This window comes from Alicyclobacillus pomorum DSM 14955, from assembly GCF_000472905.1.
GTDB lineage: Bacteria > Bacillota > Bacilli > Alicyclobacillales > Alicyclobacillaceae > Alicyclobacillus_A > Alicyclobacillus_A pomorum.
Genome location: NZ_AXAR01000003.1, coordinates 39,435 through 54,844, shown reverse-complemented (window position 1 = coordinate 54,844; position 15,410 = coordinate 39,435). Strand labels below are relative to the sequence as shown.

General features: G+C 51.4%; 12 protein-coding genes and 1 pseudogene. 5 read left to right on the top strand and 8 right to left on the bottom strand.

Features of this window, described 5'->3' with window-relative positions:
- Positions 1-3: 3 nt before the first annotated feature.
- Positions 4-783, bottom strand: a complete 780-nt coding sequence (locus tag YWK_RS0103945; RefSeq protein WP_026963775.1) for an alpha/beta fold hydrolase — start codon at positions 781-783, stop codon at positions 4-6.
- A 218-nt stretch (positions 784-1,001) separates the two neighbouring features.
- On the bottom strand, positions 1,002-2,015 hold the full coding sequence (gene adhP / locus YWK_RS0103940; RefSeq protein ID WP_026963774.1) for an alcohol dehydrogenase AdhP: 1,014 nt from the start codon (positions 2,013-2,015) through the stop codon (positions 1,002-1,004).
- A 238-nt stretch (positions 2,016-2,253) separates the two neighbouring features.
- Here adhP and YWK_RS0103935 point away from each other — a divergent pair, with 238 nt between their 5' ends.
- The 4 genes from YWK_RS0103935 (at position 2,254) to YWK_RS0103920 (ending at position 7,026) form a co-directional block, all read left to right on the top strand.
- A complete protein-coding gene (locus YWK_RS0103935; protein ID WP_026963773.1) occupies positions 2,254-3,402 on the top strand; it encodes an iron-containing alcohol dehydrogenase in 1,149 nt (382 codons plus the stop codon).
- 13 nt (positions 3,403-3,415) lie between these two features.
- On the top strand, positions 3,416-4,699 hold the full coding sequence (locus YWK_RS0103930; protein ID WP_342664231.1) for a sensor histidine kinase: 1,284 nt from the start codon (positions 3,416-3,418) through the stop codon (positions 4,697-4,699).
- Entirely contained in the window at positions 4,700-6,127 is a 1,428-nt protein-coding gene (locus YWK_RS0103925) for a sigma-54-dependent transcriptional regulator (protein WP_026963771.1), read from the top strand. It abuts the gene before it with no gap.
- A gap of 128 nt (positions 6,128-6,255) precedes the next feature.
- A complete protein-coding gene (locus tag YWK_RS0103920; RefSeq protein ID WP_026963770.1) occupies positions 6,256-7,026 on the top strand; it encodes a hypothetical protein in 771 nt (256 codons plus the stop codon).
- A gap of 64 nt (positions 7,027-7,090) precedes the next feature.
- On the opposite strand, the gene YWK_RS18220 is transcribed toward YWK_RS0103920, so the two are convergent.
- The 3 genes from YWK_RS18220 to YWK_RS18210 form a co-directional block, all read right to left on the bottom strand.
- Positions 7,091-7,456: a glycine zipper domain-containing protein gene (locus YWK_RS18220; RefSeq protein WP_211231375.1), complete on the bottom strand. Its 366-nt coding sequence runs from the start codon at positions 7,454-7,456 to the stop codon at positions 7,091-7,093.
- Between the two features lie 299 nt (positions 7,457-7,755).
- Positions 7,756-8,001: a hypothetical protein gene (locus YWK_RS18215; protein WP_051375092.1), complete on the bottom strand. Its 246-nt coding sequence runs from the start codon at positions 7,999-8,001 to the stop codon at positions 7,756-7,758.
- A gap of 22 nt (positions 8,002-8,023) precedes the next feature.
- Positions 8,024-12,553, bottom strand: a complete 4,530-nt coding sequence (locus YWK_RS18210) for a cation-translocating P-type ATPase (protein ID WP_051375090.1) — start codon at positions 12,551-12,553, stop codon at positions 8,024-8,026.
- Between the two features lie 158 nt (positions 12,554-12,711).
- Between YWK_RS18210 and YWK_RS18205 the strand changes: the two genes are divergently transcribed.
- Positions 12,712-13,029 carry a hypothetical protein gene (locus YWK_RS18205; protein WP_035465958.1) on the top strand — a complete coding sequence of 106 codons (318 nt, stop codon included), beginning with the start codon at positions 12,712-12,714 and terminating at the stop codon, positions 13,027-13,029.
- A 22-nt stretch (positions 13,030-13,051) separates the two neighbouring features.
- On the opposite strand, the gene YWK_RS0103890 is transcribed toward YWK_RS18205, so the two are convergent.
- From YWK_RS0103890 to YWK_RS18200, 3 genes and pseudogenes are all read right to left on the bottom strand, one after another.
- Positions 13,052-13,315 (bottom strand): hypothetical protein, encoded by a 264-nt coding sequence (locus tag YWK_RS0103890; protein WP_026963768.1) that lies wholly within the window; start codon positions 13,313-13,315, stop codon positions 13,052-13,054.
- A gap of 186 nt (positions 13,316-13,501) precedes the next feature.
- Complete coding sequence (locus YWK_RS0103885) at positions 13,502-14,269, bottom strand: MFS transporter (protein WP_026963767.1); 768 nt, start codon at positions 14,267-14,269, stop codon at positions 13,502-13,504.
- Between the two features lie 127 nt (positions 14,270-14,396).
- Positions 14,397-15,381, bottom strand: a pseudogene (locus tag YWK_RS18200) (aldo/keto reductase).
- Positions 15,382-15,410: the final 29 nt, after the last annotated feature.

Genomic DNA, 15,410 nt, shown 5'->3' with positions numbered 1-15,410 from the left:
TCATCATTCTGTGTTCGTGTGTGTCTGAATGAACCGTGTTATGCGGTCATTTAATTCGTCACTCGCTTTGGTTGGAATTTGATGCTTCACATGCGGTATGAACGACAGCTCACTATGGGGTAAGCGTTCATATAGAAGGCGTCCATACGAATGAAATCCCTTATCCTTGGCTCCGTAGACAAGTAAAACAGGCAAATGAATGGCCGATAGCCCCTCTGTGCAATTGTAGTTCAAGCTACACCGATAGTACTGCTCCACATTTTGAGGGCTACCATGTATCGCATCTTCATATGTTTTCCATAGCAACTGTTTTGAATCTGAATTACTCCAGGCTAAAGACAGTGCAAGAGGCCGCATCGCCTTCATTTTAGCCAGAGCAATGCCCAATCGAATGCGAGAAGCTAAACGCAAATCGTGTACCTCTGACATACCTCCAATGACAATCCCACCAAATGCTTTTTCAGGATACGTTAATAAAAACTCGAGTACAACGGAACCGCCGGTTGAATAACCACACAGGTATGCTTTTTCGATGTTGAGGAAGTCAAGCAGCCGTTTCATGTCGTCCACAATCAAGGAATATGTGAGAGGTTTCGGTGATGAATGGCTTCTTCCATGTCCCCGAATATCAAATCTGATGGTCTGAAAATGCGATGATAGCCCATCCAATTGATGGGCAAAACTGATGCTGCTGAGTACTGGTGGGTGAATGAAAATGATTGGCGTTCCTTGTCCCGCAGTCTCGTAATACATCTGAACCCCGTGAATATCCGTCACTGGCATCGTTTGACCACCGTCTTACTCTGATTGCCGCTCCAAATCGCTATGTTAAGGTTATATTTCCCGATGCGGGTCAATGTATACCGAACTTCATCAGCAGTCTATGGAATGTCGGTTTGAGCCGCCAATCCCCGCCGGAAGTCTAGACTACGTGAGGTGGCTCCCGAAAGAGAGCCACCTCACGCCAGTCTTGCTATATCGCCCCACTACCTCGAGCGAATTTACTCCAGAGTCAGCACGACGCGTCCGTTGATTTGACCTTTCGTCATGCGGTCGAACACATCATTGATGTTGTCCAGGGGCTGCGTCTCGATGATGGTCTTTACTTTGCCACGGGCTGCGAATTCCAGCGCTTCTTGAAGGTCTTTACGCGTTCCCACGATGGACCCCTTCACGGTCACTCCATTGAGCACCGTGTCGAAAATCGGAATGGGGATTTCTCCGGTCGGGAGTCCTACGACCACCAGTGTTCCGCCACGCCGAATCGAACGGTACGCCTGTTCGAAGGCTTTTGGCGTCACGGCAACGCTGACCGCGGCATGCGCACCGCCGACCAAGCGTTCGATTTCTTCAACGGGGTCCACCCGGCTGCTGTTCACCGTCAAATCGGCTCCCAGCTCTTTTGCGAGATTCAATTTTTCGTCCTGAATATCCACGGCAATCACGTTGAGTCCCATGGCCCTGGCGTATTGCAGAGCGACGTGGCCCAATCCGCCAATACCGTAGATAGCCACCCATTCTCCAGGTTTGGCATTCGTCACTTTCAGCGCCTTATACGTGGTAACTCCCGCGCAAAAGATGGGGGCTGCTTCTTCAAACGACAATGAATCCGGTACCTTCGCCACGTAGGCGGCAGGTGCCTTGCAATACTCTGCGTAGCCGCCGTCCACGGAGTAGCCGGCATTCAACTGATCCTTGCAAAGCGTTTCGTTACCGGTGAGACAATACTCACATTCGCCGCAGGCGGAATACAACCAAGGGATTCCGACCCTGTCTCCCACTTTCAAAGACTTGACCCCGTCGCCCACCTTGACGACCGTGCCGACGCCTTCATGACCGGGAATGAGCGGGAGTTTCGGTTTGACGGGCCAGTCCCCGTGAGCCGCATGGAGATCCGTGTGACATACGCCACAGGCTTTAATCTTCACCAGTACTTCACCATGGTCAATCTCTGGAACCGGAACCTCTTTGATCTCGAGTTTCTGATGAAACGCATTGACAACTGCAGCCTTCATGCACAACGCCTCCTGACAATGTGTGTTTCGTTTTTCACGCAACTAATGAATTAGCAATAATGATGCCAATCATAAACCCATTTGAAATCTCGGAAAAATCATAGTATACTCCCGAGACAGCACTGATTGTGGGACGAAATTTCGGCTCATTCGACGAAAAATCGGCAACGCGGACGTTTTTTCGTCATCTGGGTCTGAGGTATCCGCTAGGGCAGACCCCAAATACGGAGGAAAGAAAATGCGGATTACAAAATTCATGGCGCCGGAAATCATCTTTGGAGTCGGTTCCATTTCTCAGGTTGGAGAAAGTCTGTTGAGACTTGGGGCCAAGAAGGTCTTCATCGGCAGTGATACCGGGGTCGTTCAACACGGGTGGGCGGACAAGGTCATCCACTATTTGAAGCAAAATCGCCTGGACTATCATTTGTGGACGAATACATCTCCGAATCCCAAGGACTTTGAAGTGCACGCCGGCGTGGAGGAGTACTTGTCGGCCCATTGCAACGCCGTGCTTGGCATTGGTGGCGGGAGCGCCATCGACGCAGCGAAGGCAATCGCCCTCCTAGCGACAAACCGTGGTACCATTCATCAATATGAAGGCGTTGACAAAATTACACGTCCTCTCCCCCCCATGGTGATGATTCCTACCACGGCGGGATCTGGATCGGAAGTATCCCAGTTTTCCATCATCGTGGATACACACCGCAAAGTAAAAATGACCATTGTGTCGAAGTCGTTAATCCCGGACATCGCCATTGTGGATCCCGACACCTTGACGACGAAGGACAGCCGATTGACAGCCAATACAGGGATGGACGTTCTAACACACGCCATTGAATCCTATGTTTCGGTAGCCGCAACGCCTCTAACCGAAGTGTACTCGCTGCAGGCCGCGCGGCTGGTGGCACAATATCTCAGGCCCTCTACGGCAAGCCAATCCAATCGAGAAGCCAAAGAGGCGATGGCCATGGCCAGTCTGCAGGCAGGCATTGCATTTTCGAACGCGATTCTTGGCGCAGTGCATGCCATCTCGCACCAACTCGGAGGATTGCTCGACACCCCCCACGGTGAAGTCAATGCCATCTTGCTTCCTTATGTCATGCAGTACAACTACATTGCCTGCCCCGAAAAATACAAAGACATTGCCGAAGCCCTGGGTGAACAGGTCGTCGATGTGAGCCCGCATCGCGCTTCTAAGCTGGCCATTCAGGCCGTTCGAGAGTTGGCCAGAGATTTGGACATCCCGACATCCTTGTCCAATCTGGGACTGAACGACGAGCAAATTCCAATGCTCAGCCGGAACGCGGTACAGGATGTATGCATGTTCACCAATCCCCGAGACATGTCGGCTGAAGACGTGTCCACGCTCCTCCGTCAGGCGCTGTAAGGAGGTGTGACCTGTGGTGAACCAAAAGCAGGAAATCATCGAAAAGTTAACCGGCATTCAATCTTCTCGTTTGAGCTACTACGCCGAGTTGACCCTCGCAATGGAACAGATGAAAAAGAAGAGCAACCAACTGAGGATCCTCAATCAACTGACCAAGATTCAGGTGAACAAATCCTGGGAGGAGATCAGCAAGTATCTCGCAGGGCAATTGCATCAGGCGTTCCGGTTTGATTTTTTCGTGCTGTCCTTGATGGAAGGAGCCACGGTGTTCAGCTATATTTGCTGGTTTGAAAGCGACAAGTGGAATTGTCAGGCGAAAACAGGAACTGCTGTCGCGGGTCAAGCCATGGACGCGGAGCAAATTCACGGAATTCTTTCCCGGTATATGCCCCGAACCCACCACACATCCGTCGCTTTAACCAATCAAATGAACCAGGTGTTTGGATTCTTGACATTCCTGAATCATTCCCCGGTTGAGTACTCGGATGAGGAGAACCACTTTTTTCAAGGCATCGCCGATTATGTCAGCGTTGCGATTGAAAACATCTTCTTATTTAAGGACCTGAGTAAGAAGGTCAACTTGGAGGCTCAACTCATTCACTCTGCGAAACTCGCGGCAGTCGGTGAGATGGCGGCAGGGGTCGCTCATGAGTTAAATAGCCCTCTCACCGCTATTCTCGGCAATGTTCAGTTGCTCCTGAGAGCTATCCGGGACGAGCCGGCAAATCAAATGCTGAATGATATTTTCCAGTGTGGACTTCGATGCAAAAAGATCATCCAAAACTTACTGACGTTCTCCAGACAAGACGAGTATCAGTACGAAACCCTGAGTCTGAACGATGTAGTGGAAGATGTGTTGGGTTTGATAGGGTATCAACTACAGGTGTCCGGAATTACCGTTCAAACTCGATTGAGCGATGATGTCCCTCGTTTTGAGGGCAGCCGTCACCAAATTGAACAGGTGTTGATCAATCTGCTGCTCAACGCGAGAGATGCCACGCAAGAGAGGGAGGACGCCCGTATTACGGTGGAGACCGGTACAGTGGATACGGACGCCGTGGGCTACGTGTACGTTTCTGTTTTGGACAACGGAACGGGGATCAAGGAAGAGCATTTACCCCAAATTTTCAATCCATTTTTCACGACCAAAGAAAAATTCAAAGGCACAGGGCTCGGACTCTCCGTCAGCCATGGCATCGCCGAAACGCACGGTGGCAAGTTGCTGGTGGAGAGTAAAGAAGGCGAGTTCAGCAAATTTACGCTGACTCTTCCGAAAGCTCGATGTGAGGTGTTGTGAATGACTGCAAAAAAGGTCCTTGTCGTGGATGATGAAAAGGAAGTCACTACGTTTTTCAAACACCTCTTAGCCGGCAGGGATTGCGAGGTATACATCGCCAACGATGCAGTCGAAGTGGACCGCCTGCTCTCACAACAGGTCCCGTTCGACCTGGCTTTGGTGGATTTAAAACTGCCTGATGCGAGCGGATTGGAATTACTGTCCAGAATCAAAAAGCAACGAGCGGCGTGTGAAGTCATCGTGATGACGGGATATAGTACCGTCAAAACGGCCGTCGCGGCGATTCAAGCAGGCGCCAAAGATTATCTCGAAAAGCCATTTGACGATATTACTCAATTGGAAGCACTCGTGGATTCCCTTCTGAGTCGCGATTCCACAAATGAGGATAGCCTGTGTAATCAGGCGGCCCACTACGGAATCATCTGCTCTCCAAACAGTCCCATCAAGAATCTCCTCGCCATCGCAAGCAAGGTGGCAGGCAAATCCCTTAACATCCTCATCGAAGGCGAGACCGGCACGGGTAAGGAACTCATGGCTCGGTTCATTCATGGATTGAGCATGCGCTCGACGTGCCCTTTCGTGGGCATAAACTGTGGTGCCATTTCGGAATCCCTGTTGGAAAGCGAACTGTTTGGGCATGAAAAGGGAGCCTTTACGGGAGCGGTGAAACCGCGTAGAGGATTCTTCGAATTGGCCAACAACGGCACGCTGTTTCTTGATGAAATCGGAGAGGCTCCGTTACCCATCCAAGTGAAGCTCCTTCGCGTTCTGGAAACCGGAGAATTCATCAGGGTGGGCGGTGAGGCCCCCATAAAAACGAACATTCGCGTGATTGCCGCTACGAATCGGAATCTGGAGTTAGAAATTGAAGCCAATCGGTTTCGTGCGGATCTGCTATATCGTTTGGAAGGGGTTAAGTTGACCATCCCTGCATTGCGAGATCGCCCCGACGATATACCTTGGATTGCCCGCTATTATGTGAACACGAAATTCCACGTGGACATTGACGACCAAGCCATCGAGGCGTTGAAGGCGTTCGAGTGGCCAGGAAACGTACGACAGCTTCTCAACGCGCTCAATCAAACGATTGCCATTCACGACTGCAAAATGATCCGAGAAGAACACCTTCCTCGCTGGATCACGACCAGACCTGTTCACCCATCCGAAGAGTCACCGTCTTCGTCCAGCCTGGAAGCGCGCCTTGAGCGACAGATACAACAGTTTGTTGAAAACGTCGTGAACTGCATAGAGTCCATTGACGACCTCGATTTTGTGGACTTGATGAAGAAAATGAAGAAATTAGAGTCCGCCGTTGGGAAGAAAGTGATTGAAAAAGGGCTCGCCGAGACGGATGGAAACAGGCAGCTGTTGAGCAAGAAGTGGAACGTCACACCGCGAATTCTGCGTTACATCCTCAACGAGAAGTAGAGACTCGGACGGTCTTCCTCGTTCGGAGTATTCAGCATCGAGATGGGCTGTTTTCAGGATGAATAATTGAAGGGCATTATGGTCACCGTGAAGACGAGATTTCTTATGGCAAACGGGGCGATGGCTTTATGTCGTTTATGATTACGCTCGCCGTTTTGACTCTCGTCGTCGTGACTCGTGTGCACAAGCCCACGTTCATCCTAAAGCTTTACATAACGGGGATGGTCATTGTTTCTTCCATATTTGTCTTGAGCATCTCCGGAGGACGAGAGGAAAAAAACGGACCACTTCAGGGGGGAGATACATACACCTACGGCAAGTATATCGGGAATCAGAAAACAGAAGGCAACCAAATCGTAGAACCCGGTGATATTCTTCTCTATCGGAAACTCCGCAACAGGAAAACGGAATCCATCAAATTTATTCAGCGGCTAAAAGATGGCCCGCATGTTCGCGAGTATTATCACGTGGCGATTGCATTGGACAAGCAATCCAAGATTGAAGCAAACGGTAAAGTCGTCACCATTGAACCGGTAAACGATGAACAGTGTGATGTGTTTCGACCACCAATCCCACCACAACAACGGAATTCCGGGATTGACTACATGAAGCGCCTCGCGGGTGAGCCCTACGATTGGTGGCTCGTGACGGACGACATTTTGCGGTATGTTACGCATGATGTGATTCATTTACCGGTGGGATTCGTACAAGCAGAGGAACGAAATAAGAAGATATGCACTTCACTCGTGGTGCAGTACTTTTCAGCGGCGAAGTGGGGCCCAAAATTAAGCCCGAATGTGAGTCCGGAAGACATTTATCTTCTCGTAAAAAAATATGAGATTCACGCAGGCGCCCCTCCCTCCAGCTACCAGGAGCGATTACCGTCTGCGGGCCCGTGAAAACTCAAAGAGGCTGCCCCAAGGCCATCTGAAGATGGCTTTTGGGACAGCCTCTTGGTGCTCTTTACTGTGAAACGGATACCGAAGGAGAAGTTCCTCCGCCTGGATTTGAACCCTTAAATGCGATATTCCCCACTTGTTGGCCTGCGTAGGTTCCCAGCCGGTCTCCGACATAGCCCCCTACAATGGAGCCAATCATCGTTCCAAAACCGGGCATCACGGCGGTACCGACTAAGGCTCCACATTCAACGCCCGCCATGGTTCCAATCGCCATGGAGACGTTCTTCGTCGAATTCGCAGCGTAATCTTCCGCCTTGATTTTCCCGTTCGTTAGCGCGATGGTATCCTGCAACTGCGCGAATCCACCGTTGATGACACCGGCCCAAAGCGATCCACCTTCGAACATGTTTCTCCATACCTGCTCAAACATTAGGGTCACCCCCTTTCGTTTTCGTTAGTGTACCCACCCCGTAGTGAGACCAATCTGATTTCGCTTAACCTCTCCACATCTTCGCAAACGATATCCAAGACAGTATATTTAATTTGCTTTCTCGGCTCTTGGTCCGAATGGCATCGAAAAATCGACCCAGGAATTGTTCCCATAAGCGACCAATCGGAGCCTTCAGCTTGGTGTCTTGTAAAACAGCGTGAACACTGATGTTCAACGCTTCACTTAAATGTCGCAGTGCTTGTTCCAAGTGTTCCGAAATCTGCTCGTTCATTGTGAAATCATTTCACTTCCATTTCACTGTCAATTCGTTTCTTAAAGCGTTCAAACTGAACTTCCGCCATGAAATCCTCAAGTTCTTCACGGACGAGTGAAAATCTTTTTCGCACTTCATTCCCTGCCAGGGATGCCCCCGTGAAGCCTCCTGATATCGCCGGTTTTGCGACGGTTTTCAGTTTGGGTACCAGAACGGAAGCGGCGAACATCAGTCCGACGCTGGCTACCCATTGCTCTGCCTTCCAGTTCATTGATTCGTCCTCCCTTGCCCGATTACATGGAAGAGCAATAAGTGGGTCTCAACATGGGCGACATCGAACGTTCCCGATTTGAAAACCAATCAATCCACCGTTGTGCCATCCACGTCAAGGTACCGGTCACCGCGAAGACCATGCCCCAATGCGGAATCCCAAGTGGTACAGTGGCAAACACGGTTCTAAGCCCAGGGACGTAAATGGTGGCAGCCAAAGCCAACCAGGAACCGATGGTAGCCGTGAGTAACACTCTATCTTTCTTCAAGGAACCCTTCCCTGCGGTTCCATACCTCCGCCAGGCGACGGTTTGCATCAATTGTCCCACGACCAGCGATGCATACGTCATCGTCTGGGCTAAAGGTAGTGGCATCCCAGCCGCCAGTGCCGCTGCGAAGACAGCGACAGCCCCAAGCCCGAGGACGCACCCTCGCGTCGCGAACGTCCTGTAGAGTTCTCGGTCAATTACATCCTTGTAGGGCTTTTCCGGGATGTCATTTTGTGGTCCTGTCGCGAGAACCATTGCAGGTATGGCGTCCGTCAGGATGTTCATCAGCAAGATTTGCAGCGGAATCAACGGCATCGGCAAGCCAACGATGATGGACACGGCTGTCACCAAGACTTCTGCAAGATTCCCTGCCAGCAAACACCCCATGGCCTTTCGGATGTTGCCAATAATCGCACGCCCACCTTTCACGCCATCCACAATTGAGTGAAAGTGATCTTCCAAGAGGACAATTCCAGCAGTCCCTCTCGTGATATCCGTTCCTTTCAATCCCATTGCAATGCCAACATCCGCTTTGCGGATGGCTGGTGCATCGTTCACTCCATCCCCCGTCATGGCGACGACTTCGCCAATCCGCTGAAATGCCTCTACAATGCGCAATTTGTGCTCCGGAGAGACTCGCGCAAAAATGGACGTGTCAACTATCAATCGATCCAAATCTTCCTGAGACAACTGGTCCAATTCTATACCCGTCAAAATACGGTCTCCCGGTTGAAAAATCCCGATTTCGGCAGCAATCGCACGAGCCGTGAAGGGGTGGTCACCGGTGATCATGACGGGTTTAATTCCAAGCTTCCGTGCTTCCTGAATGCCAGTAGCGACTCCCTCCTTCGGTGGGTCCATCATGCCCATTAACCCTACGTAAATGAGGTCATTGTCGACGACTTGCAATGGATCTTCGTCATCATTCACGTTCCGATACGCACACGCTAGGACACGGAGTGCCTGATCTGCCATCCGCAAGTTCTCTTCCCGGATCTGTCGGTTGACCTCTTCCGTCATCGGGCGAACTTCGCCTTCAGCCAGGTAATGTGTACATTTTTGTAAAATCTCCTCGGGCGCCCCTTTTGAAAAGATGGTACATCTTTGTAAACGCTCTCCCTCTTCGCAAACGACATGCGCCTGTTGGTCCTCTTCGCAAATGACGCTCATGCTGCGCGTCGCTGAATCGAATGGAATCTCCCGCTGTCGTTTCCAAATCTCTGGATGCAGGTTCGCCTTTTCTGCCACAGTCAGCAAAGCGGCTTCCGTCGGATCACCCGTTGGTTCCGTACCTTCATCCCCAATACGCGCGTTGTTACACAACATCCCAATCGTCAACAACTGCCGAGTATCTGCATCGTCGAGCACCGGAAATGCCACATCGGGTTGATCACTTAAACAGAATTTCCCACTTTGAGCGTCTCCAGTCACACGGATCCGGTGCCTGACGGTCACAAGTTCTTTAACCGTCATTTCATTCTTCGTTAACGTTCCGGTTTTATCGCAACAAATGACCGTAACCCTTCCGAGCGATTCTAAATTGGCGAGTTTTTTAATCACCGCGCGTCGCTTGGACATCGTCAAGACGCCGGCGGTGAGCGCCACGGTGATGGTTAACGGCAAACCTTCCGGAATCGCCGAGGCTGCCAATGTGACGGAGGAAATGAGCAGTTGCACCGGCGGTATCCCCCGCAACAACCCCGCAACAGCGACGACACTTGCTGCTACGATGGCGCCAATCACAAAGCGTTTACTAATTTGTGTGACCCTCTGTTGGAGGAACGTTGGTTCTTCCTCCTGTTCATTGATGAGCAAGTCCAATTGCCCAATCTCCGTGGCTTTGCCCGTTGCAACGACAACTCCCTTACAACGACCGCGTGTGACCACAGTACCCATGAACAGTGAGTTTGATCGATCCCCCGCCGGCGTGTCCAGGGGAAGCAACACGGTATCCTTCACCACAGGGACAGATTCACCCGTGAGCATGGCTTCGTTTACTTCAAGATTCCACGCCTCCATGACCCGAATGTCAGCGGGCACCTTGTCTCCCGATTCGAGCAGCACAACATCTCCGGGAACTAATTCTTTCGTGGACACCAACTGTTCCGTTCCATCCCGGATCACTTTGGTTTGTGAATTGTCTTCCATTTTTAACGCCTGGATGACAGTCGTGGACCTCAGTTCCTGCCAAGTGGCAACCAATGCGTTAACCACGAGGATACCGCCCATGCACAAGGCGCTAAATCGCTCTCCCATGACAAACGAAAGACCCGCGGTACCGAGCAAAATCAACATCGAAAGGTCTTTGAACTGGTTCAAAAAGATACGGACTGAACTCGGTGGCTCAGGGGATGCCAACACGTTGGCTCCCCACATCTGAAGGCGTTCCGAGACCTGTTGACTCGTAAGGCCGCTGATGCTTGATCCGAGTTTATCCAACAACTCAGACACTTCCAGCGCATGAAATGGCTCGGAATGACCACCACCGGAACGGCGACCGCGAGAACCATCCTGACAAACCGTTTTATCGGATGTATCAAGTCTCTCACGAATGCGGGCACGAATACGGCCTGTCCAGTCCTGTGCCGCAATGAGGAACATAGAAACGACATCACCGGTCAGGGCAATCAAAGGTGCCGTGACAGGCGCAGCCAGAGCAAGTCCTACACCAACAAAGTTCCATGCCTTCACAATGGCGACATCACGCTGTGAACGCTGCCCTGTTTCGCGACAAAATGCTAAAGTTTCCGACAACCGCTTCCCATCTTGTGGAGAGATGGGGATGAAGCAGGGATGATCCGTGGAAAGTTGACCTTCATCCCCAATGACAATGGTGGTATTGCCCATTTCAAGTTCGTTTGACAACTGATCCATCGTCATCGGCTCTAACAAGGTTGTGGCATATGGATCTTTTTGCAAGCTCCGTACAGAGTACCCGTACTTCTGCCACTCGTCGAACATACGCTTCCATTCCGAATCGATGTCTCGCTTACATCCAAAGATGGCGACCGGGTGGCTCTCTACCACTAGGATTTGCGTGAAAAAACCTTGACGGCGCATGCGGCGCTCTTCCATGAGGATGGGGGTCGTGTCAACGCCGTACTTCTTGATAAATTCACGTGTCCCCAAAAGGATTTCGTGCCCTTGTATAGAGCCCCGTATGCCCTCGGATTGACATTCAACGTCAAAGGCAGTACGGAATGTTCGTTGCTCTCGGAGTGCTCTTTGTACTAGGGCGTAGCGCCAAGGGTGATTGTCACATTTTTGAACAAGGGATGCTGCGATGGCGGTGGCTTTTCCAGCGTCAAATTTTTCATTGACGGGCTGAATGCGCCATTCTTCTTCACTACCGAGAATCAAGTTCTCGTCGGACAACACAATCGTCTTCGCCGAAGCCAAAGCCGAAAGCCCGCACCGTGTGGAGACAAGGAGATTCTTTTCATATGCTTCCCGTTCCGCCTGTGCCCAGCGGTACTTGTGCGACAAAATGACGGGACGCGGATTCGCCGCCAGCGCCACACCTATCGCTCGTAACGGACTGCGCGTAAGCAATAACGAAAGTGGTGCCAGCCATAAGCTCAGACGACTCAGTCGCCGGCTATGGTGCTCAATCTCCGGGGGCAAGTGCGTGTCCTCGGGTGCAGACAATACGTTGTAACGACGATACATGGCATAATTGAGCGCAGTAATGACAGATAAGGCAACCAGGTTTTCGCGAACGGCTGCCATCGCGAGGGTACCGAGTCCAATCCATAGGTCAGGTGATGCCTTGCGGTGATGGATGAGATGTTCCATACCCCTCCGCAGAGCTGGATAGCCTGCCGCCACCGACACGGCAGCGCTCGCCCAAAACGTCACGGGAGAAGTCGCGAGTACCGAGCGCCCCATGAAAAGCCGTTTCAGCGATAGCCCACCAAGTAAAGCCGACGAGGCAATCGTTGGTACTAGATAGGGATTTGCCAGAGAGACCTGTTGGCCCTTTGTCACAGCCGGGTCATGCTGTAAATCGGCCTCAATGGTGGCTGCAACGGCTTCCCGACCATCGGTATCTGCAACCTTCACTGTCCAGGAGCATATAGCTTGAACCACCCGCTCCGGAGTCAGACGGCGTTCGTCAAAACAGATGAGTGCACGCCCTGTATCCGGATTACACTGCACGTCCCTGATTCCGTCGATTTGTTTCAGCATCACCTGTAGACGATAAGCAAGGACGGCTTGGTTTTGTAGTCCTTTGACGATGACCCGAAGTCGCCCCGGCAACTGATGTGTAATTTCCACGTCCATAGGCAACCCCCTCTCACTTACGCACGAACACGAATAAGGGTTACTATGTGCATCTGGTGCACGTTGCATACGCGGTCAGCGGGTAAATGTAAAGGAAATGTATAGAATCTGAAAAGGTGGTTTACATATATACGGTAAACGATACAGGGGGGCTGAACGTGTTTAAAAAAATGAACATCTCCTCGCCACTTGGCATTGCGCTGATGGCAGCGGGAGTCATTCTCGCGCTTTCACCCGATGCAAGGAGGGCCATCCGCCGGTGCATGGTGAAAGGTACAGCTGGTGTGATGGATATGGTCGAACAAGTGGGAGGAGTCACTGCTGGTATGGTGAAACAACCAACCGTTACCTGGAAGTCAGACGGGCAATTGGATCAACCAGCGCACGACGAGCAGGCTTCCGTGACGGAACTTCATACCGAGAAAAATAGCGAGAATATCGATGGTACTGAAAAAGTCGATGACCACTTTAACTGAAGAGAGGCTGGGAGGTGGACGCTTACGCTTGTGATGCGTCCACCATGCCATCTCCGTACTGCAATTCAAACATCGTTAACTCTTGTTCAAACACCGCTATGGACTGTTGAAGTTGTTCGAACTGAACCTGCAAGGCGGCACTATCTGTACCGTATTCATGAGCCTGTTTGATCTGTAAGTCCAAACGACTTAATTCCCGCTTCGCTCGCTTCAGCAACAGATTCCCGAATTTCAACTCCTTGGCATACGCCGCGGGATCATTCCGATTGTCAATTTGAAAGATCACGTCCCAACTGACCCCTTTGCAGAACAAATTCCACTTCTAGGGTCAGTGTTTCACCTGTGACGAAAAACATGTACTTTGTACATGGATGAGACTGACGGGGTTATTTCGAAGACTAAAAACAATCTATTAGCTGTAGATATTGATTTAATGAACAGTCGAATTACAACTGTTCATTATCAACTACCGTCACTTCGTCGCCACGCGCTTTGAGAACGTACGGGTAAGCCCGAAGGAGACGGTCGCGATGAAGAGAGCGATGGCGACCGCAGCGGCGCCGATCCAACAGATGACCGTTATCGACGAGCCACCCACGGCGATTCCCCCGATGGCGGCGCCTGTGGCAAAGCCGAGCTGCACGAAGGAGCTGTTCAGACTAAGCACGATGCCGCAGGCTTCCGGAGCGAGTGAGAGTAAGTTGAAGTTCTGAGTCGGTCCGAACGTCCATGCAGCGATGGCCCAAAGCATGAGCCACGGGATGGCGACGACGGTCGTCCGGGCGACGATGGACAGCAACGCGAGAGCGAGGGCTTGGGACGCACTAAAGCCCAGTGAGACGTTGGACATCGCTCGCCCCTGCCGCCCGGGAGGCGCCAGATTCGCAGCGGTGGCATAGGCGGTGACGACGAAGACGCCCGTTCCCACCCCGAGTACGACGTACGAGGCCATCAGGAAGCCGAAGCCCGGAAAGGCGACCGTCGAAGCGATGCCTAGTAATATGATGGCGAGAGCCAATAGCAATCGCTTTCGCCGGTCCATCTTCGCCGTCGCCACCATGACGACGGGCGTTCCGATTGCGTTGGCAAGCGCGGATACGCTGATTAGCTGTCCCGCCGCCGATACCGATACGCCGACGGAAGCAGCGACTTTGTCCAAAATACCTACGATGACGAATTGTGACGTGCCAACCAAGAAGCTGATCAGGGTGAGCATGTAATTTTTCCAGGTGTTGCTCATTGTCTCCTATCCCTCTTCACGATTTTGCAAATGAAAAGCGGACATCCGTTTTGGGTGTCCGCTGGACAACAATCCATTTGTGGACCTATCTCCACATCGAAAATAGGGCTCTTTCAATAAATCAACGTTATTTGCCCGTTCTATTTGCGTATTCTGAACCTGCCGGATAGCGATCTCCAGCAATCTCGATCTTCGAGAGCGCGTCGTTCAAATCACTTAGCTCCTCTGGAGTCAGCACAACGTTCACTGCGCCAAGATTTTCTTCCAGGCGCTCCAATTTGCGCGTGCCGGGAATCGGAACAATCCATGGCTTCTGGGCAAGCACCCATGCCAGTGCGATTTGAGCCGGTGTTGCGTTTTTCTCTGCAGCAATCCTCTTTATCAGTTCGACCAAAACCTGATTTGCTTCGAGATTCTCCGGTTTGAAGCGAGGAACAATGCTGCGGAAGTCGGATTCAACGAATGTGGCATTTTTATCAATGGTTCCGGTAAGGAAGCCCTTGCCCAGCGGGCTGAACGGAACGAAGCCGATTCCGAGTTCCTCGAGCGTAGGCAGCAGTTCTTCTTCAGGATTTCTCCACATCATTGAGTATTCACTTTGAATTGCAGTGAGCGGCTGAACCGCGTGTGCGCGGCGAATCGTTCCCACCTTCAGAAAGTCCCCAATGCTTGACCTTTCCTTCCTGGATCAGATCTTTCACGACTCCCGCTACCTCTTCGATTGGCACCTCCGGATCAACTCGATGCTGATAGTACAGGTCAATGGCTTCGACTTTAAGGCGTTTGAGCGAGCCTTCGACGGATTGCCGAATGTGCTCCGGTTTGCTGTCAAGCACCTGCTTGCCATTTACCACTTTGATACCGAATTTGGTGGCGATGACCACTTTTCCCTTGAATGGGGCAAGTGCTTCTCCTACGAGCTCTTCATTCGTGTACGGTCCGTACACTTCGGCAGTGTCAAAGAAAGTAACTCCACGGTCAATCGCCGCATGGATCAGCGAAATCATCTCATTTTTGTCTGATGCCGGACCATAACCATGACTCATTCCCATGCAACCGAGCCCGATAGCAGAAACTTCGAGTCCGCTTTTTCCTAATTTACGTTTTTGCAAGATTTATCTTCCTTTCTCTTGACAGCCAA

Excerpts from the sequence above, each read along its gene's own strand:
- YWK_RS0103925 (WP_026963771.1), top strand. The coding sequence starts at position 4,700 with ATGACTGCAAAAAAGGTCCTTGTCGTGGATGATGAAAAGGAAGTCACT.
- YWK_RS0103920 (WP_026963770.1), top strand. The coding sequence starts at position 6,256 with ATGTCGTTTATGATTACGCTCGCCGTTTTGACTCTCGTCGTCGTGACT.
- YWK_RS18210 (WP_051375090.1), bottom strand. The coding sequence starts at position 12,553 with ATGGACGTGGAAATTACACATCAGTTGCCGGGGCGACTTCGGGTCATC.
- YWK_RS18215 (WP_051375092.1), bottom strand. The coding sequence starts at position 8,001 with ATGAACTGGAAGGCAGAGCAATGGGTAGCCAGCGTCGGACTGATGTTC.
- YWK_RS0103935 (WP_026963773.1), top strand. The coding sequence starts at position 2,254 with ATGCGGATTACAAAATTCATGGCGCCGGAAATCATCTTTGGAGTCGGT.
- adhP (WP_026963774.1), bottom strand. The coding sequence starts at position 2,015 with ATGAAGGCTGCAGTTGTCAATGCGTTTCATCAGAAACTCGAGATCAAA.
- YWK_RS18220 (WP_211231375.1), bottom strand. The coding sequence starts at position 7,456 with ATGTTTGAGCAGGTATGGAGAAACATGTTCGAAGGTGGATCGCTTTGG.
- YWK_RS0103885 (WP_026963767.1), bottom strand. The coding sequence starts at position 14,269 with ATGAGCAACACCTGGAAAAATTACATGCTCACCCTGATCAGCTTCTTG.
- YWK_RS0103945 (WP_026963775.1), bottom strand. The coding sequence starts at position 783 with ATGCCAGTGACGGATATTCACGGGGTTCAGATGTATTACGAGACTGCG.